Origin of the sequence: Citrobacter sp. CK181, from assembly GCF_030333595.1 — a bacterium.
Lineage (GTDB): Bacteria > Pseudomonadota > Gammaproteobacteria > Enterobacterales > Enterobacteriaceae > Citrobacter_B > Citrobacter_B koseri.
In genome coordinates, this window is sequence record NZ_JAOWFN010000012.1 from 54,959 (window position 1) to 77,235 (window position 22,277).

Consider the following 22,277-nt stretch of genomic DNA (forward strand, 5'->3'; position numbering starts at 1 on the left):
ACGCCCTTCCTAACCCTTTCAGTTTAACGGCAGACAGGCCCGGAAAAATTCAGTTAACTCTGAGTTCGCGGGTTCGCCGGGAAAATGGCCCCCAGAATGCTGGATTCTGTGGCCCCCGTCACCGAAGGGAGGTTCCCCGGCAACCCGGCGAGCGTGCGCCACGCCAGCCAGGCAAACGCCAGCGCTTCCATATCATCGCCACTGATCCCGGCTTCATCCGTGCTGGTAACTTCCGTGCCCGGCAGCAACCCGGCCAGACGCGCCATCAGCAAAGGGTTACGACTCCCGCCGCCGCACACCATCAGCCGCTCGCAGCCGCCGCTTAACAGAACCTGTTCAGAAATTGTCACCGCGGTCAGCTCAGCCAGCGTTGCCTGAATATCGCGGGGAGCGAGGCCAGGAAAGGCCGAAAGGTGGCGTTCTATCCAGCCATAGTTGAAATACTCACGCCCGGTGCTTTTCGGCGCGGGCGCTGAAAAATAGGGATCGCTCAACATATTTTGCAGCAGCGGAATTATCACTTTCCCTTCACTGGCCCATTGCGCGTCTTTATCATAAGGCTTACCGCACTGCCGCCAGATCCAGGCATCCATGAGCATATTGCCTGGCCCGGTATCGTACCCTCTTACCGGTTGACCCGGTATGAGCAAAGACAGGTTGGCGATACCGCCAATGTTCAGCACCATCCGACGCTCTGTCGGGTGCGCCAGCAACGCCTGGTGGAACGCGGGAACCAGCGGCGCGCCTTGCCCGCCCAACGCAATATCGCGACGACGAAAATCACCGACAACCGTTATCCCGGTTCGCGCGACAATTTGGTTGTTATCACCGATTTGTAAGGTATGCGGCGCGGCGCCGGTAGGTTCATGCCAGACCGTCTGGCCATGACAGCCGATGGCGACAATATCCCGCGGCCGCAGTTTTTCCTGCGCCAGCAGCGCGTTCACCGCGTCGGCAAAAAGCTGCCCGAGCTGCGTATCCAACTGGCCAAACTGGGAAAGCGTGAGTTGTTGCCCCTGACAAATATCCAGAATGGCTTGTTTAAGATGAACGGGGATGGGCCAGGTCAGGCTCGCCTGCTGTGCGACCATCGTTTCATCAATTGCCGCCAGCACAACATCGACGCCATCAAGGCTGGTTCCAGACATAACGCCGATAAAACGGCCCGATTTCATACATCTTCCTTTTAGCGTGTTAAGCATGATTTTAGCGCTACCACTCAACCACAAAGTTTCCGCTAATACCATGCTTCATTAAGCATTTTTACCCTTCGATGCAGACGCTGACACTCTGTTCTGATAAATCTCATGGATGATTCGTTTATACTTGGTTAACCCAAATCTGATTATGATTTTCACATTGTTCCAGCAGAACATGTGCCTTTACGGTCGTATATGCCATATAATTTAACCATGAGGGATGCTTTGTGGCGTTTCATGGTGAACAGGAGATTTATAGATGATTAAACGTGTGCTGATCGTTTCACTGATGGGCTTATCTTTAGCGGGTTGTGTGAATAACGATAGCCTGTCCGGTGATGTCTATACCGCGTCCGAGGCGAAACAAGTGCAGAATGTCACATACGGCACTGTCGTTAACGTTCGTCCGGTGCAAATCCAGGGCGGTGATGACTCCAACGTGATCGGCGCTATCGGTGGTGCAGTGCTCGGTGGTTTCCTCGGTAATACCATCGGTGGCGGGACGGGTCGTTCACTGGCGACGGCCGCTGGCGCAGTCGCAGGTGGCGTAGCGGGACAAGGCGTCCAGGGCGCGATGAACAAAACTCAGGGTGTGGAACTGGAAATCCGTAAGGATGACGGCAACACCATCATGGTGGTACAGAAACAGGGCGATACCCGTTTCTCCGCAGGTCAGCGTGTTGTTCTGGCCAGCAACGGCAGCCAAGTTACTGTTTCTCCGCGCTAATCCAACAGACGTGTGGTCAGCCTCTGGCCACACGCCTTTCTTCTGCTCTTAGTTCTGAGACTGCAACTCAATAATATTGTGCTCAAGTTTCGCAATCAGCTTAATTAACAGCTCAAGTTCCTGCGGCGAAATCCCTTCCAGAATCTCTCCACGCGTTTTATTGATCACGGCTTCCATCTCTGTGATGAGCGGTTCCGCCTTCTCCGTCAGCTTAATTCGCTTGGCGCGACGATCGCTGGCGCAGGTTTGTCGTGAGATAAGCCCTTTGTCTTCAAGCTGATCCAGCGTACGCACCAGAGACGGTTGTTCAATGCCGATCGCTTTGGCTAACTGTATTTGCGACTGATCTGGCGGAAGTTGGTGAATATTATGCAGCGTTACCCAGTGTGTCTGCGTCAACTCCAGAGGTTTCAGGCGATGGTCAATCAGAGCACGCCAAATGCGCACCAACCGTGCCAGATCAGAACCTAGTGGCGATTCCAATTTCATCTCCTTATAATTAGCTTGCTAAGATATTATACTGATTTTAGAATAGTGTGCAGCATTTATATGCTCAAAACAAATGTATTGCTAAATTTGCTTACAGGTAGACATTTTTTCAGACATTATGCGGAAAAGACGTGCTGTACCTCGGTTTTTACTAAACCTATAGCAACGTTGTTTAACGCAAAGGATTCTTGCTTGTGACGTTTATACCCACTGCAACAGGATTGCCCCTACAAGATCTGGTGATCGGCGCATCTGTCTATTTCCCTCCGCTTTTCAAAGCATTCGCGCTTGGATTTGTTATCTGGCTGCTGGCGCATCGCCTGCTACGCGACTGGATTTACTCGGGTGAAATCTGGCATCCCCTGCTGATGGATCTGTCGATATTTGCACTTTGCGTGTGCCTGAGCCTTATTTTGCTGATTGCGTGGTGATTATGTCGCTTAAAACAATGAAATACTTTTCAACGATTGTGGTTGCGGCCATCGCGGTTCTGGCCGGTTGGTGGCTATGGAATTACTACATGCAGTCTCCGTGGACGCGCGATGGTAAAGTACGGGCGGAACAGGTGAGCATTACGCCTCAGGTCTCCGGCAGCATCACCAAACTCAATATAAAAGATAACCAGTTCGTGAATGCAGGCGATCTGCTCTTTTCTATTGATAAGACCCCTTTTCACATCGCTGAGCTTAATGCGCAGGCAGAACTGGCTAAAGCCCGCTCCGATTTAGCGAAAGCCAATAATGAAGCCAACCGGCGTCGCCATTTATCACAAAATTACATCTCTGCCGAAGATATGGACACCGCAAACCTGAACGTTAAAGCGATGCAGGCCAGCGTCGAAGCGGTGGAAGCGTCATTAAAACAGGCGCAATGGCAATTAGCCCAGACCGACGTTCGCGCGCCGGTCGCGGGCTGGGTGACAAACCTCTCAACGCGCACGGGGGATTACGCCTCCACCGGCCAACCGCTGTTTGCGCTGGTCGACAGCCACTCGTTCTACGTCATGGGATATTTCGAAGAGACGAAACTGCGCCATATTCGCGAAGGCGCTCCGGCGCAGATCACCCTCTACAGCGGCAACGTGAAGTTACAGGGTCACGTTGCCAGTATTGGCCGGGCGATTTATGATCAAAGCGTGGAGAGCGATTCCGGCCTGGTCCCTGACATTAAACCTAACGTTCCCTGGGTTCGTCTGGCACAGCGCGTGCCGGTGCGTATCGAATTTGATGCGTTACCTCATGATGTCACGCTGGTTTCGGGCACAACATGCAGCGTGGCTATCGGTCAGCGCTAATGAAGCTCCCTCACCTGACCTGGCGCGATACGCCCTGGTTCAAAGCAACCTCTGGGCAATGGCGCTATGCATTGCGCAATACCCTCGCCATGTGCCTGGCGCTGACGTTCGCCTACTACATCAATCTGGATGAGCCATACTGGGCGATGACCTCTGCCGCCGTGGTAAGTTTTCCGACGGTAGGCGGCGTGATCAGTAAAAGTCTGGGGCGTATTGCCGGGAGTTTACTTGGCGCCACCGCCGCGCTCATCATCGCAGGTCACACGCTAAACGAACCCTGGCTCTTTTTATTAAGCATGGCGGCCTGGATTGGCTTTTGCACCTGGGCCTGCGCCCATTTCACCAATAACGTCGCCTACGCCTTCCAGTTGGCGGGTTACACGGCCGCCATCATCGCCTTTCCCATGGTCAACATCATCGAGGTCACACAGTTGTGGGATATCGCCCAGGCCAGGGTCTGCGAGGTGATCGTCGGTATTCTTTGCGGCGGCATGATGATGATGATCCTGCCCAGCACCTCTGACGGCACGGCGCTGTTGACCGCGCTGAAAAATATGCACGCACGGCTGCTGGAGCACGCCAGCCTGCTCTGGCAGCCGGAAACCACCGATGCGATACGTTCCGCCCATGAAGGGGTTATCGGCCAAATTCTGACGATGAACCTGCTGCGCATTCAGGCATTCTGGAGTCACTACCGTTTTCGTCGCCAGAACGCGCTGCTTAACGCTCTGCTACATCAGCAGCTTCGCCTGACCAGCGTCATTTCCAGCCTCCGCAGGATGTTGCTGAACTGGCCCAACCCGCCGGAGCAGACCCGCGATGTGATTGAACAACTGTTGGCCGCGCTGGCTAATCCGCGTACCGACAGTTATACCGTCGCGCGCATTATTGCCCCGCTACATCCGAAAAACCGACAGGATTACCGCCACGTCGCCTTCTGGCAGCGATTGCGCTATTTTTGCCAGCTCTACTTACACAACAGCCATCAGCTACGGTTGCTGGAAAACGGCGCCGCAGTCGATGAGATCAAAGTAACGCACAGCCCCGGTCTGGCCCGCCATACGGACAACGCCGAAGCGATATGGAGCGGATTGCGCACATTTACCACCCTCATGGTAATTGGCGCGTGGAGTATCGGTTCACAATGGGAATCCGGTTCAGGGGCATTAACGCTGGCGGCCATCAGTTGCGTGCTCTATTCCGCCGTCGCCACGCCGTTTAAATCACTCTCTTTATTGATGCGCACGCTGATTCTGCTCTCGTTATTCAGCTTCGTCGTAAAATTCGGTTTGATGGTGCAGATAACCGATCTCTGGCAGTTTTTGCTGTTTCTGTTTCCTTTGCTGGCCACGATGCAACTGCTGAAGCTGCAAATGCCGAAACTCGCCGGACTTTGGGGACAGTTGATCGTTTTTATGGGATCGTTTATCGCCGTCACCAATCCCCCCGTGTATGACTTTGCTGATTTTCTTAATGACAATACGGCTAAAATTGCCGGGGTCGCGCTATCGTGGCTGGCGTTTGCGATCCTGCGTCCGGGTTCGGATGCCCGCAAAAGCCGTCGCCATATCCGCGCATTGCGCAGAGATTTTGTCGATCAGCTCAGTCGTCATCCATCACACAGCGAGAATGAGTTTGAATCGCTGACCTATCATCACGTCAGTCAACTCAGCAATAGCCAGGATGCGCTGGCGCGACGCTGGCTGTTACGCTGGGGAGTGGTACTGCTGAATTGTTCACATGTGGTGTGGCAACTGCGTGCCTGGGAAACCCGCTCCGACCCGCTTTCGCGCGTCCGGGATATCTGTATTGCCTTGTTGCGCGACGTGATGAGCGAGCGCGGCGTACAGCAACGACCGCTGGCGGCCACGCTCCAGGAGCTACAGCGTATTTGCAACACGCTGTCGCATCATCATCAACCTGCGGCTCAGGAACTGGCGGCGCTCATCTGGCGATTACACTGCTCGCTGTCGCAGCTTGAGCAAGCGCCGCCGCAGGGTTCACTGACATCCTGACTATTTGATGACGCCGCAGGCGTAACGCTCGCCACCACCGCCAAGCGGTTTCGGCTGATCGGACATGTTATCGCCGCCGACGTGGATCATCAGCGCTTTATCTTTGATTTCATCAAGAGATTTCAGGCGCGGCGCAGTAACAGGCGTGGTGGCTATCCCGTCATTATTGACCACCAGCACGGGAAGATCGCCCATATGTCCGGCGCCTTCCGGCCCCTCGTGCTTCCCGGTATTGTGCGGGTCGAAATGCCCGCCCGCAGCCTCTGCCGCCGAGGCTTTACCCTCTTTAATCGCAGGCTGGCAACTGCCGTTAGCATGGATATGAAAACCATGTTCGCCCGGCGGCAGCGCTTTCAGATCGGGAGTAAACTCCAGCCCTTTATCCGTTTCGGCAATGGTTATGCTGCCAATCGACTGCCCGACGCCTTGCGAAGTCACCAGATTCATCGTCACTTCTTCACTGGCGGCCTGTGCACCCGCACAGGCCAGCAGGGTTAGCATTGCCAGACTCAAACGCTTCATAAGACCTCCGTCAAATGTGTTTACCCGGTTAAGTGTAAACCAGTGACACAATTTTGAACGGAAAGCCGAAAACGGAGCATTACGGCACGTCGTAACCTAACGCCGCTTTGCGGATACGGAACCATTGCTGACGCGACATCGTCAGAGACTCCGCCTCAATCGCTGCGCGTACGCGCTCAATTTTACCGGAGCCGATAATCGGCAACGGCTGAGACGGCAGGCGTAAAATCCACGCATATACCACCTGCTCAATCGTGGTCGCGTTCAGCTCTTCCGCAATCGCGGCGAGTTCGTTGCGCAGCGGCGCGAATTCATCATCATTAAACAGACGACCGCCGCCAAGACAGGACCACGCCATCGGTCGAATACGCAGTTGCTGTAGCTGATCCAGCGTGCCGTCCAGTAGCAGCGGCTGATGAACCGGTGAAATCTCAACCTGGTTCGTGGCAAGGGTAAACGGCAGACGCGATTGCAGTAGCGTAAACTGGGCGGGGGTAAAGTTAGAGACGCCAAAATGGCGCACTTTTCCGCTCTGGTGGAGATGCTGGAATGCTTCCGCGACGTCGTCCGCATCCATTAGCGGGTCGGGACGATGGATGAGCAGCAGATCAAGACGGTCGGTCGCCAGATTTTTCAGGGACTGTTCAGCGCTGGCAACAATGTGGTCGCGGTCAGTGATGTAATGGCCGAGTACATTTTCAGCCCGGGCGGTCGTGGCGATACCACACTTCGTTACGATCTGCATCCGCTCACGCAGGTGCGGCGCCAGTTTCAACGCTTCGCCAAACGCGGCCTCACATTGATAACCGCCGTAGATATCCGCATGGTCAACGGTCGTGACGCCCAGATCAAGATGCTCTTCAATAAAGCTGACCAGCTGACGCGCAGACATATTCCAGTCCATCAGACGCCAGTAACCCATCACGAAGCGCGAAAATTCCGGGCCTTGCGGGGCAATAGTGATACGCTGAACCATAACCGCTTCCTCATATATAGATGTTTAGCGAGTATACGCAATTACGGTTTCAAAAGAGTGAGGGTTGTTGAGGTTCTTCCTGCGGGTTCGGTTTGTTTGCGCGTAATTTGCGCATAAGACGCTGACGACAAAGCCGCAACACGTTCTGCTTCTCGGCGTCGCTCATTTTTTGCCAGTTGAAACGCTCATCCCGACTGCGCAGACAGCCGCGACAAAATCCGCGCTCATCCGACTGACAGATCCCCCGGCACGGGCTTGGGACGGGAAAAAACTCTAACTGCTCGGCCACACTCTCTCCTCAACGAAAGCACTTATGCTTATTGAAGACGCTAACTGGCTTTCTGGCAACCTGACTTGCATTAGACCGATTGGTCTATTACACTCTGCGGCATGAACAAACAGACTGAACATGATACCCGCGAACATCTTCTGGCTACCGGCGAGCAGCTTTGTATGCAGCGTGGCTTCACCGGAATGGGATTGAGCGAGCTGCTCAAAACCGCCGAAGTGCCGAAGGGGTCGTTTTATCACTATTTTCGTTCCAAAGAAGCGTTTGGCGTCGCCATGCTGGAACGGCATTACGCCGGATATCATCAGCGGCTGGCAACGCATTTTGACGCCGGTGCGGGCAACTACCGTGACCGCATTCTGGCTTACTATCAGGAAACCCTGAATCAGTTTTGCCAGCAAGGCACTATCAGCGGCTGTTTGACCGTAAAGCTGTCCGCCGAAGTGTGCGATCTCTCAGAAGATATGCGCACTGCGATGGACAAAGGCGCGCGGCATATTATTACGCTGTTAGCGCAAGCGCTGGAAAAAGGACGCGAAGCCCGCTGCCTCTCTTTTGCTGGCGAGCCGCTGCAACAGGCGCAGATCCTGTATGCGCTGTGGTTAGGCGCGAATCTGCATGCCAAAATTTCTCGCAGTGCCGCCCCGCTTGAAAGCGCGCTGGCACATGTAAAAACGATTATCGCAACGCCTGCGGCTTAACGGGCGTTTTTATTTTCCTTATCACTAGACGACCGGTCTACTTATACCAGGAGCCATTATGTCATCTGAGAAACTGTTTACCCCGCTGAAAGTGGGCGCAATTACGGCAGCAAACCGTGTGTTCATGGCCCCTCTGACGCGTTTGCGCAGCATTGAACCGGGCGACATTCCCACCCCGTTAATGGCCGAGTATTATCGTCAACGCGCCAGCGCCGGGCTAATCATCAGTGAAGCGACGCAGATCTCCGCACAGGCGAAAGGCTATGCGGGCGCGCCGGGTCTGCACAGCGCGGAGCAGATCGAGGCATGGAAAAAAATTACCGCTGGCGTTCATGCCGAACAGGGGCACATTGCTGTTCAACTCTGGCATACCGGTCGAATCTCTCATTCCAGCCTGCAACCCGGTGGCCAGCCTCCCGTCTCCGCGTCTGCGATCGGCGCTGGCACCCGTACCTCGCTGCGCGATGAAAACGGTCAGGCCATTCGTATCGACACCTCAATGCCGCGCGCGCTGGAAACCGACGAGATCCCAGGCATCGTCAACGATTTCCGTCAGGCTATCGCCAATGCGCGTGAAGCCGGTTTCGACCTGGTAGAACTGCATTCCGCCCATGGCTATCTACTGCACCAGTTCCTTTCCCCGACGTCAAACCATCGTACTGATCAGTACGGCGGCAGCGTTGAGAACCGCGCGCGTCTGGTGCTGGAAGTCGTCGATGCCGGTATTCAGGAATGGGGGGCAGATCGAATTGGTATTCGTGTTTCCCCTATCGGCACATTCCAGAATGTCGACAATGGCCCGAATGAAGAAGCCGATGCGCTCTATCTGATTGAGGAACTGGGTAAACGCGGCATTGCCTATCTGCACATGTCCGAACCTGACTGGGCTGGCGGCGAACCGTATACTGACGCCTTCCGTGAGAAAGTTCGCGCCCGCTTCCACGGCCCAATCATTGGCGCAGGCGCCTATACGCCGGAAAAAGCGGAAGACCTGCTCAATAAGGGCCTGATCGACGCCGTCGCGTTTGGCCGGGCGTATATCGCTAACCCGGACCTGGTAGCTCGTCTGCAACGCAAAGCAGAACTGAACCCACAACGCGCAGAAAGCTTCTACGGCGGCGGCGCGGAAGGTTACACGGACTATCCTACCCTGTAATCCTGCGTTGGTAGCGGCGTAAAAACGCCGCTATACTAGAACAACATTTTGAATGTATTGACCATTCAGCACTTTTGAGGGGAAAAAGATGCGTTTACTTCATACCATGCTGCGTGTTGGCGACTTGCAGCGTTCCATCGAATTCTACACCAACGTACTGGGCATGAAGCTGCTGCGCACCAGCGAAAACCCGGAATACAAATACTCTCTGGCATTCGTGGGTTACGGCCCGGAAAGCGAAGAAGCGGTGATCGAGTTAACTTACAACTGGGGCGTTGATAAGTACGAGCTGGGCACGGCCTATGGCCATATCGCCCTGAGCGTCGACAATGCTGCCGAAGCCTGCGAGCGCATTCGCCAGAACGGCGGTAACGTCACGCGTGAAGCGGGTCCGGTAAAAGGCGGCTCCACCGTCATCGCGTTTGTTGAAGATCCTGATGGCTACAAAATTGAGCTGATTGAAGCCAAAGACGCCGGTCGCGGTCTGGGCAACTAATCTCCCGCCGGGCGCAGACTCTCCTGTGCCCGTTGTTTTACTGCATCTCAGCGTAAAATTTGCCATAATGCGCGCTGCAATTTTCCGTATTAAGAGATCCAGATGTCCGATAACGCTCAACTTTCCGGTCTGTGCGACCGTTTTCGTGGTTTTTATCCTGTCGTCATTGATGTCGAAACGGCGGGATTCAATGCCAAAACCGATGCGCTGCTTGAGGTTGCCGCCATCACGCTGAAAATGGATGAACAAGGCTGGCTGATGCCGGACACGACGCTGCATTTCCATGTTGAGCCGTTCGAAGGCGCAAACTTACAGCCTGAAGCGCTTGCCTTTAACGGAATCGATCCTTCTAACCCGCTGCGCGGCGCGGTCAGCGAGTACGATGCGCTGCATGCTATTTTCAAAATGGTGCGCAAGGGAATTAAAGACAGCGGTTGCAATCGTGCGATCATGGTCGCCCATAACGCCACGTTCGATCACAGTTTTATGATGGCCGCCGCTGAGCGCGCTTCGCTGAAACGTAACCCCTTCCACCCCTTCGTGACCTTTGACACTGCGGCCCTGAGCGGCCTGGCGCTGGGACAGACCGTGCTGTCAAAAGCGTGTCTGGCGGCGGGAATGGAGTTTGATGGAACGCAGGCGCACTCTGCGCTATACGACACCGAACGAACGGCCGTTCTGTTTTGCGAAATCGTTAACCGCTGGAAGCGTCTTGGCGGCTGGCCGTTGCCGGTACCAGAAGAGGCATAATCGTGTCGGGTGGCAGTGTCCGCGCGTCCTGATAAGCGACGCGCCATCAGGCAAGCGCGTTTTCAGCAAAAAAAAAGCGACCAGATGGTCGCTTTTTTATTTCGGCTGAATTACTCAGCGTCAGGCTCTTCGGTTTTGTATTTTGCCGCAGTCTCTTTGATCAACTGCTGCAACTCACCGCGCTGGTACATTTCAATTAAGATATCGCAGCCGCCAACCAGCTCACCGTCCACCCACAGTTGCGGGAAGGTCGGCCAGTTAGCATATTTCGGCAGCTCGGCGCGGATGTCCGGGTTTTGCAGAATATCGACATAGGCAAAACGTTCACCACAGGCAGAAAGCGCCTGAACAGCCTGCGCGGAAAAACCACAGCTTGGCAGTTTTGGAGAGCCTTTCATGTACAGGAGAATCGGGTTTTCAGCGATCTGGCGCTGGATTTTTTCGATAGTGGTGCTCATTGTCTTGCTTCCTTAAACTTCTTTACGGCAGTAGTCTGACATTGTAGCGGGTCAGGCTGGCAACGGAAAATAACATTTTCATCACGCTTTACTATTTTATCTTCTGAAGCCTGAAGTTGCATTCTAAATATCTCTTATCCACTTAAACAGTATGGAATTGTTTATCTGTTGACCCGTTTCCGCTTTTGTTGCTGCTTTTTTTTGCACTCAATAACGAAACGCGATTTTAGATGACAAAAGCTATTAACTTCCGGGGATTTTATAGATTAGAATCGATGCGTTTTGTAAATCATACGCAGGCATGAATTCGACCTGCCCTTAACCAGAGGATTGCTCAGTGGCGCGGATAAACCGGATCTCGATCACGCTCTGTGCTTTGCTTTTTACCACGCTCCCTTTTACGTCAATGGCGCATGCCTCCCGGCAAGCCAGGGCGACGCCTGCCGCGCATGTCACGAAAACGGCAGATAAGCAGAAGAACACCGCGACCAGCAAGAAAAAAACGAAGACTGCAAAAAAAGCCGTGAGTAAAACCCAAAGTAAAACGGCCTCCACATCGAAAAAACGTATTGCCTCCCCTGCGAAAACCACCAAAACCAGCAAAACCGCAAGCCGTCGTAGCAAACCCGCCACTACACAAACCGCCGCCGTAACCTGGACGGAAAAATGTACGCCGCGCAAGGGTCGTAAGCCGCATTGTGTCAAAGTAAAAGGCGCCCCGCTTGCCATTGCCGATGCGCATAAAGCGAAAATGCAGAAAGCCACCAACACGGCGATGAATAAATTAATGAATCAGATTGGCAAACCGTATCGTTGGGGCGGAACGTCTCCACGAACCGGTTTTGATTGCAGCGGTCTGGTTTATTACGCGTATAAGGATCTGGTGAAATTCCGCATCCCGCGTACTGCAAATGAAATGTACCATTTGCGCGATGCCGCGCCGATTGAACGTGGCGAACTGAAAAATGGCGATCTCGTGTTCTTCCGTACCCAGGGTCGCGGTACCGCCGATCACGTTGGCGTTTACGTTGGCAACGGCAAATTTATTCAGTCTCCGCGCAGCGGTCAGGAAATACAGATTACCTCTCTTAGCGAAGATTACTGGCAGCGCCATTACGTGGGCGCACGCCGGGTCATGACGCCGAAAACCATTCGATAAAACGTTACCCTGTAGTATGGCTACAGGGTAAGTTCTTCTTTTGTATCACCTTTCAATTTGCTACCCTATCCTTACGTACAATAAGGTTATTGTGCGCACCTAATATAAATATAAGGAGAGAAGCAATGTCGTTTGAATTACCTGCATTACCGTATGCCAAAGATGCTCTTGCACCGCACATTTCTGCTGAGACGCTGGAATATCATTACGGCAAACATCATCAGACCTATGTGACCAACCTTAACAACCTGATCAAAGGCACGCCGTTTGAGGGGAAATCACTGGAAGAGATCGTTCGCAGCGCTGAAGGCGGCGTCTTCAATAACGCGGCCCAGGTCTGGAACCACACCTTCTACTGGAACTGCCTGGCACCTGATGCTGGCGGCGAACCAACGGGTAAACTGGCTGACGCCATTGTCGCGTCCTTCGGCAGCGTTGCCGATTTCAAAGCGCAGTTCACCGACGCCGCAATTAAGAACTTCGGTTCCGGCTGGACCTGGCTGGTGAAAGGGACGGATGGGAAACTGGCTATCGTCTCTACGTCGAATGCCGGTACGCCGCTGACCACCGACGCCACGCCGTTGATGACCGTTGATGTGTGGGAACATGCCTACTATATCGACTACCGCAATGCCCGTCCTGGCTACCTGGAGCACTTCTGGGCGCTGGTAAACTGGGACTTTGTGGCGAAAAACTTCGCGGCATAAAGAGAATAACGCAGAAGGGAGTCCCTTCTGCGTTTTAATGCTGCGCTTAGCTCGCCACGCAAACGTCTTCAGGCTGTCTGCGCGCAGAGACAAAGACCAGCAACAGCGCAAGCCCTGCCACAATCGCCCCCATCACCGGTACGAAGCTGTAGCCCAAACCACCGGAAATCACTGCGCCCCCCGCCGCCGCACCAAGCGCATTACCGAGATTAAAGGCACCGATATTGACCGATGAAGAGAGGCCTGGCGCTTCACTGGCAACCCGCATGACGCGCATTTGTAAAGGCGGAACCACCGCGAACGTCGCCGCCCCCCATACCACCATGCTGATAGCGGCGCCCACTTCATTGCGCGCCAGGAACGGGATCGCCAGCATAATCACCATCAGCAGCAGCAAAAATCCTTTCAGGGTGCCGTTAACCGAACGATCCGCCAGTTTTCCCCCCAGGTAGTTGCCGATAGAAAAGCCAACGCCAATCAGTACCAGCATACCGGTAACGAAAGCAGGCGTTGCATGCGTAATGCTGTGCAGCACCGGGGCGATATAGGTATAGAGCGTAAACATCGCGCCTGCGCCCAGAACAGTGGTCAGTAATGCCGATAACACCTGTGGTCGCAACAGCACCGCCAGCTCTTTGCGCACCTCAGGGCGCTCTCCCGCCCCGCCTTTCGGCAACGAGAAAAAGAGGCTAATCATTGAAATTACGCCCAGCCCCGCCGTCGCCATGAAGGACATACGCCAGCCAATGGTTTCCCCCAGCCAGGTCGCCGCAGGAACACCACCAATATTGGCGATCGTCAGCCCCATAAACATGGTGGCGACCGCGCTGGCCTGTTTATGTTTGGGGACGACGCTGGCCGCCACCACCGACCCCAGACCGAAGAAAGCGCCGTGATTCAGGCTGGTCAGAATCCGCGACAGCATCAACGTAGTGTAATCCGGCGAGATGGCCGACAGCACATTTCCGAGAGTAAAAATCGCCATCAAAAAAATAAGCGCATTACGACGTGCGCGATGGGAAAGCAGCAGCGTCATCAACGGCGCGCCGACCATCACACCAACGGCATACGCGCTGATTAGCATTCCGGCCGCAGGAATCGAGACATCCACGCCGCGAGCGATAACGGGCAACAAGCCCATAGGAGAGAACTCGGTGGTTCCAATACCAAATGCGCCAATTGCCAGCGCCAGTAAGGGATAATTTATTTTCATACATCGACTCCGCAGCTTCGTGCCGTCACGGGGCACGCAAAAGAGTCAAAAGCATGACATCAATCACAAAACTAATAAAGTAAGCAAAATAGCAAAAGACTTTTACGATTTGGTTAAAAATGAGGAAGAAGAGAGAGGAAAGACAGAGGGAGAATGCTCTCCCTCAGAGGTAAATCAGTTCAGTGCGGCTGTCAGACCGCCCGCGACAATCAGGCCCAGCACAATAATGGTGGTCACTAACGAAAATTTCAGATCGGTGCTCATCAAGTTTTCTCCTTTTTATTCCCACACAAAAAGTGATATTGCGCATTTTTACACACTTGAATGCAAAAATCTCCCATGATTTATATTGATAAGCGCTTTTAACTCTTCCCCTTTTCGTCAAGATCAGACAAAATTCCACGCTTACTTGATTAGCGTACCGGCCATTGCCCCCTTCCTGATGTTCCGTGTCGTTTTCCCGGCGTGCCGCAACCCTGACGTTGCGATCAAGGTGTGTAAAGGCAAACGTTTACTTACAGTATTTTCAGGAGTTCAGGATATGGTCTGGAGTGAGATGTAATGGCAACAATTAAAGATGTGGCGAAGCGAGCAAACGTTTCCACTACAACCGTATCACACGTAATTAACAAAACGCGCTTCGTTGCGGAAGAGACGCGCAACGCGGTATGGGCAGCCATTAAAGAGTTGCACTACTCTCCCAGCGCGGTTGCCCGCAGCCTGAAGGTTAACCACACCAAATCGATTGGTTTGCTGGCGACCAGCAGCGAAGCCGCCTATTTTGCTGAAATTATCGAAGCCGTTGAAAAGAACTGCTTCCAGAAAGGATATACGCTGATTCTGGGCAACGCCTGGAACAACCTGGAAAAGCAGCGCGCGTACCTCTCCATGATGGCGCAAAAGCGCGTGGATGGCCTGCTGGTCATGTGTTCCGAATACCCTGAGTCCCTGCTCTCTATGCTTGAAGAGTATCGTCATATCCCGATGGTGGTGATGGACTGGGGCGAAGCCAAAGCGGACTTTACCGATACGGTCATTGATAACGCCTTTGCAGGCGGCTATATGGCCGGTCGTTATCTGGTTGAACGCGGCCACCGTGAAATTGGCGTGATTCCCGGCCCGATGGAACGCAACACCGGCGCAGGTCGTCTGGCTGGCTTTATGAAAGCGATGGAAGAAGCGTTGATAAACGTGCCGGAAAACTGGATCGTTCAGGGTGATTTCGAGCCGGAATCAGGCTACCGCGCGATGCAGCAAATGATCTCCCAGTCTCACCGCCCGACGGCCGTATTCTGCGGTGGCGACATTATGGCGATGGGCGCGTTGTGCGCCGCTGACGAGATGGGGCTGCGCGTACCGCAGGATATCTCGGTCATCGGCTACGACAACGTGCGCAACGCGCGTTACTTTACGCCTGCGCTGACGACGATTCACCAGCCGAAAGATTCTCTGGGTGAAACGGCCTTCAATATGCTGCTTGACCGTATCGTCAATAAACGCGAAGAGTCGCAGTCCATTGAGGTGCATCCGCGTCTGATTGAGCGGCGCTCTGTCGCCGATGGCCCGTTCCGCGACTATCGCCGTTAATCCCCTTCTGCGGGAGCCTCTTCCGGCTCCCGTAACCACTCTTTATTCAGCGTTTCGCTGTCGCCCAGATAGTCCAGTAGCCAGGCCAGCGCGGGCGACGTGTCGTTCTGCTGCCACGTCAGACAGCACGCCGCATCAGGAAACGGATTCTCAAGCTGTAGCGCCACCCATTTCCCGCTGTCGATCCACGGCTTAGCAAAGTGGGTCGGCACCATTCCCACACACAGTCCCGCGGAAAGGCAGGTCGCTGAAGATTCCCAGTCCGGCACCACCACGCGTTTTTGGTTATCCAGCAGCCAGGTGATGCGCTTCGGAAGCGTACGCGAGGTATCCTCCCGGACCAGCGACGGCCAGTTGCGCAACGTGTCGTCACTGAGCGGGCCAGCCATTGACGCCAGCGGATGATGGCGGGCGACCACGCAGCTCCAGCTCAGCATCCCCATATCGCGAAAGGTGTAGCGTCCTCCAACCGGAATGGCCTGCGTCGCGCCGATAGCCAGCTCCACGCGCCCGTCCGACAGCGCATCCCAGACGCCGTTAAATACTTCCTGAAATACCAGCAATTCCACATCATCAAAATGACGATAGAAATCAACAATCATCTGCCGGGTGCGCTCCGGCTTAACAATATTGTCGACCGCAATCGCCAGTTGCCCCCGCCAGCCGTTGGCTATCTGCTGGCACTGCTGCCGGGTGATCTGCATTTTTTTGATAACAGAGCGCCCTTCCTTTAAAAACCATGCCCCGGCGGGGGTCAGTTCAACGTCCCGATGGCGTCGTTCGAAAAGCGGCACCGCCAACCACTCCTCCAGTTGACGGACGGTGTAGCTCACCGCAGAAGGCACGCGGTGCAACTCCTGCGCCGCAGAACTAAAGCTGCCATTACGGGCAACGGCATCAACCACTTCGAGTGAATATTCTGACCACATATTCTGCCTGCAAAAATTTTGAATCCAGTAGCCAAATATTAGCGTTTCACAAGCAGAATTTCACTCCCTACACTCAGCGGCAATGTCTTACTTCTGGAAAAGAGAAACAATTATGCAACCCGGAAAAGGTTTTTTAGTCTGGCTGGCGGGTCTCAGCGTGCTGGGCTTTCTGGCAACAGATATGTATCTGCCTGCGTTCGCGGCAATTCAGGCCGACCTGCAAACACCGGCGGCGGCTGTCAGCGCCAGCCTCAGTCTGTTCCTGGCCGGTTTCGCCGTCGCGCAACTGCTGTGGGGGCCGCTGTCAGACCGTTACGGGCGTAAACCCATTTTGCTGCTGGGTCTCTCCATCTTCGCACTGGGCAGTCTGGGGATGATGTGGGTCGAAAGCGCTACCGGACTGCTGGTACTGCGTTTTATTCAGGCGGTGGGGGTTTGTGCCGCTACGGTGATCTGGCAGGCGCTGGTGACGGATTATTATCCAACGCAAAAAATTAATCGCATCTTCGCCACCATTATGCCGCTGGTCGGTTTATCGCCCGCCCTTGCGCCTTTACTCGGCAGTTGGATCCTGACGCATTTTTCCTGGCAGGCCATTTTTGCCACGCTGTTCATCATTACGCTGATATTGATGCTGCCCGCCTTACGCTTAAAGCCAACAACAAAAGCACATGACCACAGCCAGGAAAAACTGACCTTCGCCAGCCTGCTGCGTTCACAAACTTATCGCGGCAACGTCCTGATTTACGCCGCCTGCTCCGCCAGCTTTTTTGCCTGGCTGACGGGTTCCCCGTTTATCCTCAGCGAAATGGGCTATAGCCCGGCGGTGATTGGCCTGAGCTATGTACCGCAGACCATCGCGTTCCTGGTGGGCGGTTACGGTTGCCGCGCGGCGCTGCAAAAATGGCAGGGTCAACAGCTGTTGCCCTGGTTACTGGTTCTCTATGCGCTGAGCGTGGTCGCCACCTGGGGCGCCAGTTTCATCAGCCATGTTTCGCTGACAGAGATCCTGATTCCATTCTGTGTGATGGCTATCGCGAACGGCGCGATCTACCCTATCGTGGTCGCCCAGGCGCTGCGCCCCTTCCCGCAAGCGACCGGACGCGCAGCAGCCTTACAGAACACGCTGCAACTGGGTCTGTGTTTCCTGGCAAGCCTGGTCGTTTCGTGGCTGATCAGTACGCCGCTGCTTACCACCACCAGCGTAATGCTGTCGACGGTGGCTCTGGCGGCGCTGGGATACTGGCTGCAACTTCAGGCGCAGGAACCGGCCGCGCGCGCAGCAAACACCGAAGTTGCGCACAGCGAATCTCACTAAAAATGTTCAACAACAGGTAATTAGCTCGCTAACAATTTTCGGTTGTATCATCGAATTTTGAGGCCTATACTAAATTTCGGTTGTTAATATTACGATAATTATTATGCGTTAACGGGAACCGGAGCGTTCCCGTTTCACCACGGATGGCCTTTTCGGTAAGGGTTCCTCCCTTCCTCTGTTCTACGTCGGATAATAGACTCGCGGAATTATTCCGTGAGATTTCTCACAAAGCCCAAAAAGCGTCTACGCTGTTTTAAGGTTCTGATCACCGACCAAGTGATGGAGAAGCTATGAGTTCATCGTGTATAGAAGAAGTCAGCGTACCAGATGATGACTGGTATCGTATCACCAACGAATTGCTGGGCCGTGCGGGTATCGCCATCAATGGCACTGCCCCAGCGGATATTCGTGTTAAAAACCCCGATTTTTTCAAACGTGTATTACAGGAAGGATCACTGGGGTTAGGTGAAAGTTATATGGATGGCTGGTGGGAATGCGACCGACTGGACATGTTTTTTAGTAAAGTCTTACGAGCCGGGCTCGAAAACCAACTCCCCCACCATTTCAAAGATACGCTGCGTATCGCGGGCGCACGCCTGTTCAACTTACAAAGTAAAAAACGCGCCTGGATAGTCGGGAAAGAACATTACGATCTCGGCAACGATCTTTTCTCCCGCATGCTCGACCCGTATATGCAATATTCCTGCGCTTACTGGAAAGATGCCGACACACTGGAATCCGCCCAGCAAGCGAAGCTGAAGCTCATTTGTGAAAAACTACAGTTGCAGCCGGGTATGCGCGTGCTGGATATCGGATGCGGCTGGGGTGGCTTGTCCCAGTTTATGGCGTCCAATTATGACGTCAGCGTCGTTGGCGTCACGATTTCCGCCGAGCAGCAAAAGATGGCCCAGGAACGTTGCGCAGGTCTGGACGTTTCTATTCGGCTACAGGATTACCGCGACCTTAACGATCAGTTTGATCGCATTGTGTCCGTTGGTATGTTTGAACACGTCGGGCCGAAGAACTATAAAACCTATTTTGAAGTGGTCGACCGTAATTTGAAACCGGACGGTATTTTCCTGCTCCATACTATCGGTTCCAAAAAGACGGATAATAATGTCGACCCGTGGATCAATAAGTATATTTTCCCGAACGGGTGCCTGCCGTCTGTTCGCCAGATTGCGAATGCCAGCGAATCGCATTTCGTGATGGAAGACTGGCACAACTTTGGCGCAGATTACGACACCACCCTGATGGCCTGGTATTCTCGCTTTATCAACGGCTGGCCGGAAATTGCAGATAATTACACCGAACGGTTTAAACGCATGTTCAGTTATTATCTGAATGCATGCGCCGGGGCGTTTCGCGCCCGTGATATACAGCTATGGCAGGTGGTTTTTTCTCGCGGCGTCGAACACGGCCTGCGTATTCCCCGCTAATCCTGATAACCCCCGCGCTGCGGGGGTTTTTACGTCGGGTTACGCGTCGCCTGCATGCAGGTTCGCCGCGCTTTCCCGTGCCGCCAGCACGCGCTCGACGGTGTCAACAACCGCCTGGGTTTGCGGATCAATTTCGATATTGACGCGAGCACCCAGTTTTTTCTTACCCAGCGTGGTGCGTTCCAGCGTCTCCGGGATCAGATGAACGCAAAAGCGCGTTGGCGTCACTTCCCCTACCGTCAGACTGATGCCATCGATGCCGATGAATCCCTTATACAGGATATATTTCATCAGCTGCGGGTCCTGAACTTTAAACCAGACCTGACGATTATTCTCAGAGGTCAGAATTTTCGAAATTTCAGCCGTGGTCATAATGTGACCCGACATTAAATGCCCGCCAATCTCATCGCTGAATTTCGCCGCACGCTCCACGTTAACGAGATCGCCGACGCTCAGATCGCCAAGATTGGTAATGCGTAACGTCTCTTTCATCAGGTCAAAGCTGATCTGATTACCGTTTATTTCAGTGACGGTCAGGCAACAGCCGTTGTGCGCCACCGATGCGCCCGTCTCCAGCGCGTCCAGCATGTGTTCAGGTAATTCCACGACATGCGTGCGGAAATTCGGTTTTTCATCAATCGACACCAGTTTCGCGGTGCCCTGCACAATACCTGTAAACATACCTGCAACTCCTGAAATCAGTTAATACATCTCTGCCCAGCACAATAGCAGGTGGAAAATCAGGTTGCCAGCAAAGCGCTAAAAGCACCTGTTTTTTCACTGGAGAATTACGTATTCCTCGCTACAATAGACTGAAATTTCCCCTGCATTTTCTTCTTGCTGCCATTTAAGGCGGCTTTTTTAGTCTCTCAAATAACAACAAATAATGGTGTATACGTGCAAAAGTATATCAGTGAAGCGCGTCAGTTATTGGCTCTGGCAATACCGGTGATTCTTGCGCAAATCGCCCAAACCGCGATGGGATTCGTCGATACCGTGATGGCTGGCGGGTACAGCGCCACGGATATGGCTGCCGTCGCTATCGGCACATCCATCTGGCTGCCCGCCATTCTGTTTGGTCATGGGTTGTTACTGGCTCTGACCCCGGTTATCGCGCAGCTCAACGGCTCTGGCCGCCGCGAACGCATCGCTCACCAGGTGCGACAAGGCTTCTGGCTGGCGGGCTGTGTGTCCGTTCTCATTATGTTTGTGCTATGGAATGCCGGATACATTATCCGTTCTATGCATAACATTGATCCTGCGCTGGCGGATAAAGCCGTGGGCTATCTTCGCGCGCTCCTGTGGGGCGCGCCGGGATACCTGTTCTTTCAGGTTGCGCGTAACCAGTGCGAAGGTCTGGCAAAAACCAAACCCGGCATGGTCATAGGCTTCCTTGGCCTGCTGGTCAACATTCCGGTGAACTATATATTCATCTACGGTCACTTCGGCATGCCGGAACTCGGCGGCGTGGGCTGCGGCGTTGCCACGGCGGCGGTCTATTGGGTGATGTTTATCGCGATGGCCTCGTATGTGAAACGTGCGCGTTCAATGCGCGATATTCGCAACGAGCGCGGATTCAGCAAGCCGGATACGGATGTCATGAAACGTCTGGTACAGCTAGGTTTGCCGATCGCCCTGGCGCTGTTTTTTGAAGTCACCCTGTTTGCCGTGGTGGCGCTGTTGGTTTCACCGCTGGGTATTGTGGATGTCGCAGGCCACCAGATTGCCCTGAACTTCAGTTCGCTGATGTTCGTATTGCCGATGTCGCTGGCGGCTGCGGTTACCATCCGCGTGGGTTATCGACTTGGCCAGGGCTCAACGCTGGATGCCCAGACAGCCGCCAGAACCGGACTGGGCGTCGGGGTTTGCATGGCCGTTATCACCGCAATTTTTACCGTGACGCTGCGTGAGCCTATCGCCCTGCTCTATAACGACAATCCTGAAGTGGTCACGCTCGCCGCGCAACTGATGCTGCTGGCGGCGGTGTATCAAATTTCCGATTCGATCCAGGTTATCGGCAGCGGTATTTTGCGTGGTTATAAAGATACGCGGTCGATTTTCTTTATTACCTTTACAGCTTACTGGGTGCTGGGATTACCGAGCGGTTATATCCTCGCGCTGACCGATCTGGTGGTGGATCGCATGGGGCCGGCCGGGTTCTGGATGGGCTTTATTATCGGCCTGACGTCTGCGGCCATCATGATGATGCTGCGTATGCGATACCTGCAACGCCAGTCATCAGCGATTATTTTGCAGCGCGCTGCACGATAAATCAGCAATAGCCGCCGAACGGCGGCTATTCTCTCGACATTTTGCGCGTTTCCTCTGCAATCGAGTGAAATCAGGAAGAAAATTACGTTTTCCCTCTTGCCTCATTCCGGCTCTGCCGCTAATATTCGTCCCCGTTGTCACCTGCAACATTGCGTTCATAGCTCAGTTGGTTAGAGCACCACCTTGACATGGTGGGGGTCGTTGGTTCGAGTCCAATTGAACGCACCATCCTGCGTCTGTAGCTCAGTTGGTTAGAGCACCACCTTGACATGGTGGGGGTCGATGGTTCGAGTCCATTCAGACGCACCATTCTTTATCCATACAGCACACTGTTCCCACAGCGCATTGCCCCCACAAATCTTTCCTGAATTCATGGTTTGACCGTTGTACAGACCAACAACCGCAACTGTCCCTTCACGCCTGCTGCCCTGATATTAATTATCTTACTGATTTTATTCTATTTAATAACCTGAAATTGCCGCTAACGGCAGCGCGCTCGTACGACCAAAAATGTAAATGATAATCATTATTGTGTTGCAAATGAGAAATATTGCTAATAAGTTATTTCACGCAATTTTTCTT

Annotated in this window: 23 protein-coding genes, 2 tRNA genes and 1 pseudogene; 16 read left to right on the forward strand and 10 right to left on the reverse strand. The window is 53.8% G+C overall.

What is annotated here, in order from left to right:
- Positions 1-53: 53 nt before the first annotated feature.
- Positions 54-1,175, reverse strand: coding sequence for an anhydro-N-acetylmuramic acid kinase (gene anmK, locus OGW17_RS09545; protein WP_024130367.1), 1,122 nt, complete (start codon positions 1,173-1,175; stop codon positions 54-56).
- A 283-nt stretch (positions 1,176-1,458) separates the two neighbouring features.
- Here anmK and slyB point away from each other — a divergent pair, with 283 nt between their 5' ends.
- Positions 1,459-1,926 (forward strand): outer membrane lipoprotein SlyB, encoded by a 468-nt coding sequence (gene slyB / locus OGW17_RS09550; RefSeq protein ID WP_012132525.1) that lies wholly within the window; start codon positions 1,459-1,461, stop codon positions 1,924-1,926.
- Positions 1,927-1,974: 48 nt separating this feature from the next.
- On the opposite strand, the gene slyA is transcribed toward slyB, so the two are convergent.
- Entirely contained in the window at positions 1,975-2,415 is a 441-nt protein-coding gene (gene slyA, locus OGW17_RS09555; RefSeq protein WP_012132526.1) for a transcriptional regulator SlyA, read from the reverse strand.
- 194 nt (positions 2,416-2,609) lie between these two features.
- Between slyA and OGW17_RS09560 the strand changes: the two genes are divergently transcribed.
- The 3 genes and pseudogenes from OGW17_RS09560 (at position 2,610) to OGW17_RS09570 (ending at position 5,749) form a co-directional block, all read left to right on the forward strand.
- Positions 2,610-2,846 carry a DUF1656 domain-containing protein gene (locus tag OGW17_RS09560; protein WP_012132527.1) on the forward strand — a complete coding sequence of 79 codons (237 nt, stop codon included), beginning with the start codon at positions 2,610-2,612 and terminating at the stop codon, positions 2,844-2,846.
- A 2-nt stretch (positions 2,847-2,848) separates the two neighbouring features.
- Positions 2,849-3,709, forward strand: a complete 861-nt coding sequence (locus OGW17_RS09565; protein ID WP_071258161.1) for an efflux RND transporter periplasmic adaptor subunit — start codon at positions 2,849-2,851, stop codon at positions 3,707-3,709.
- Positions 3,709-5,749: pseudogene (locus OGW17_RS09570) on the forward strand (FUSC family protein). The gene OGW17_RS09565 and the pseudogene OGW17_RS09570 overlap by 1 nt, the downstream one beginning before the upstream one ends.
- On the opposite strand, the gene sodC reads toward OGW17_RS09570, so the two are convergent.
- The 3 genes from sodC to OGW17_RS09585 all read right to left on the reverse strand — a co-directional run bounded on the left by sodC (position 5,725) and on the right by OGW17_RS09585 (position 7,511).
- Positions 5,725-6,246, reverse strand: coding sequence for a superoxide dismutase [Cu-Zn] SodC (gene sodC / locus OGW17_RS09575; RefSeq protein ID WP_071258163.1), 522 nt, complete (start codon positions 6,244-6,246; stop codon positions 5,725-5,727). The pseudogene OGW17_RS09570 and the gene sodC sit on opposite strands and share 25 nt — an antisense overlap.
- Positions 6,247-6,325: 79 nt before the next feature.
- Positions 6,326-7,222, reverse strand: a complete 897-nt coding sequence (locus OGW17_RS09580; protein ID WP_012132531.1) for an aldo/keto reductase — start codon at positions 7,220-7,222, stop codon at positions 6,326-6,328.
- A gap of 49 nt (positions 7,223-7,271) precedes the next feature.
- The gene (locus OGW17_RS09585) at positions 7,272-7,511 is read right to left on the reverse strand and encodes a DUF1289 domain-containing protein (protein WP_047457260.1); all 240 of its coding nucleotides are present in this window, start codon (positions 7,509-7,511) and stop codon (positions 7,272-7,274) included.
- Between the two features lie 101 nt (positions 7,512-7,612).
- On the opposite strand from OGW17_RS09585, the gene OGW17_RS09590 reads away from it, so the two are divergent.
- The 4 genes from OGW17_RS09590 (at position 7,613) to rnt (ending at position 10,614) form a co-directional block, all read left to right on the forward strand.
- A complete protein-coding gene (locus OGW17_RS09590) occupies positions 7,613-8,212 on the forward strand; it encodes a TetR/AcrR family transcriptional regulator (RefSeq protein WP_047457263.1) in 600 nt (199 codons plus the stop codon).
- Positions 8,213-8,270: 58 nt separating this feature from the next.
- On the forward strand, positions 8,271-9,368 hold the full coding sequence (locus tag OGW17_RS09595; RefSeq protein ID WP_071258164.1) for an alkene reductase: 1,098 nt from the start codon (positions 8,271-8,273) through the stop codon (positions 9,366-9,368).
- An 88-nt stretch (positions 9,369-9,456) separates the two neighbouring features.
- Positions 9,457-9,864, forward strand: a complete 408-nt coding sequence (gene gloA, locus OGW17_RS09600) for a lactoylglutathione lyase (RefSeq protein ID WP_024130371.1) — start codon at positions 9,457-9,459, stop codon at positions 9,862-9,864.
- 102 nt (positions 9,865-9,966) lie between these two features.
- Positions 9,967-10,614 carry a ribonuclease T gene (gene rnt / locus OGW17_RS09605; protein WP_012132536.1) on the forward strand — a complete coding sequence of 216 codons (648 nt, stop codon included), beginning with the start codon at positions 9,967-9,969 and terminating at the stop codon, positions 10,612-10,614.
- A 110-nt stretch (positions 10,615-10,724) separates the two neighbouring features.
- Here the strand turns inward: rnt and grxD are convergent, their stop codons facing one another.
- Positions 10,725-11,072, reverse strand: coding sequence for a monothiol glutaredoxin 4 (gene grxD, locus OGW17_RS09610; RefSeq protein WP_003832760.1), 348 nt, complete (start codon positions 11,070-11,072; stop codon positions 10,725-10,727).
- A gap of 337 nt (positions 11,073-11,409) precedes the next feature.
- Here grxD and OGW17_RS09615 point away from each other — a divergent pair, with 337 nt between their 5' ends.
- Together OGW17_RS09615 and sodB are read left to right on the forward strand one after the other, a co-directional pair.
- On the forward strand, positions 11,410-12,231 hold the full coding sequence (locus tag OGW17_RS09615; RefSeq protein WP_047457273.1) for a C40 family peptidase: 822 nt from the start codon (positions 11,410-11,412) through the stop codon (positions 12,229-12,231).
- A gap of 125 nt (positions 12,232-12,356) precedes the next feature.
- Positions 12,357-12,938, forward strand: coding sequence for a superoxide dismutase [Fe] (sodB, locus tag OGW17_RS09620; RefSeq protein WP_012132540.1), 582 nt, complete (start codon positions 12,357-12,359; stop codon positions 12,936-12,938).
- Between the two features lie 46 nt (positions 12,939-12,984).
- On the opposite strand, the gene OGW17_RS09625 is transcribed toward sodB, so the two are convergent.
- Entirely contained in the window at positions 12,985-14,151 is a 1,167-nt protein-coding gene (locus tag OGW17_RS09625) for an MFS transporter (RefSeq protein WP_071258165.1), read from the reverse strand.
- A 174-nt stretch (positions 14,152-14,325) separates the two neighbouring features.
- The gene (cydH, locus tag OGW17_RS09630; RefSeq protein ID WP_096753851.1) at positions 14,326-14,415 is read right to left on the reverse strand and encodes a cytochrome bd-I accessory subunit CydH; all 90 of its coding nucleotides are present in this window, start codon (positions 14,413-14,415) and stop codon (positions 14,326-14,328) included.
- A 297-nt stretch (positions 14,416-14,712) separates the two neighbouring features.
- Here cydH and purR point away from each other — a divergent pair, with 297 nt between their 5' ends.
- Positions 14,713-15,738, forward strand: coding sequence for an HTH-type transcriptional repressor PurR (purR, locus tag OGW17_RS09635; protein ID WP_012132544.1), 1,026 nt, complete (start codon positions 14,713-14,715; stop codon positions 15,736-15,738).
- Here purR and punR read toward each other — a convergent pair.
- Positions 15,735-16,667: a DNA-binding transcriptional activator PunR gene (punR, locus tag OGW17_RS09640; protein ID WP_012132545.1), complete on the reverse strand. Its 933-nt coding sequence runs from the start codon at positions 16,665-16,667 to the stop codon at positions 15,735-15,737. The genes purR and punR overlap by 4 nt on opposite strands.
- Before the next feature lie 112 nt (positions 16,668-16,779).
- Here punR and punC point away from each other — a divergent pair, with 112 nt between their 5' ends.
- A complete protein-coding gene (gene punC / locus OGW17_RS09645) occupies positions 16,780-17,985 on the forward strand; it encodes a purine nucleoside transporter PunC (protein WP_024130373.1) in 1,206 nt (401 codons plus the stop codon).
- Positions 17,986-18,275: 290 nt separating this feature from the next.
- A complete protein-coding gene (cfa, locus tag OGW17_RS09650; RefSeq protein ID WP_012132548.1) occupies positions 18,276-19,424 on the forward strand; it encodes a cyclopropane fatty acyl phospholipid synthase in 1,149 nt (382 codons plus the stop codon).
- A 39-nt stretch (positions 19,425-19,463) separates the two neighbouring features.
- On the opposite strand, the gene OGW17_RS09655 is transcribed toward cfa, so the two are convergent.
- A complete protein-coding gene (locus OGW17_RS09655) occupies positions 19,464-20,105 on the reverse strand; it encodes a riboflavin synthase (protein ID WP_012132549.1) in 642 nt (213 codons plus the stop codon).
- A 216-nt stretch (positions 20,106-20,321) separates the two neighbouring features.
- On the opposite strand from OGW17_RS09655, the gene mdtK reads away from it, so the two are divergent.
- The 3 genes from mdtK to OGW17_RS09670 all read left to right on the forward strand — a co-directional run bounded on the left by mdtK (position 20,322) and on the right by OGW17_RS09670 (position 22,004).
- Entirely contained in the window at positions 20,322-21,695 is a 1,374-nt protein-coding gene (gene mdtK, locus OGW17_RS09660; RefSeq protein ID WP_049011824.1) for a multidrug efflux MATE transporter MdtK, read from the forward strand.
- 151 nt (positions 21,696-21,846) lie between these two features.
- A tRNA-Val gene (locus OGW17_RS09665) sits at positions 21,847-21,923 on the forward strand.
- A 4-nt stretch (positions 21,924-21,927) separates the two neighbouring features.
- A tRNA-Val gene (locus tag OGW17_RS09670) sits at positions 21,928-22,004 on the forward strand.
- The last annotated feature ends 273 nt before the right edge of the window (positions 22,005-22,277 follow it).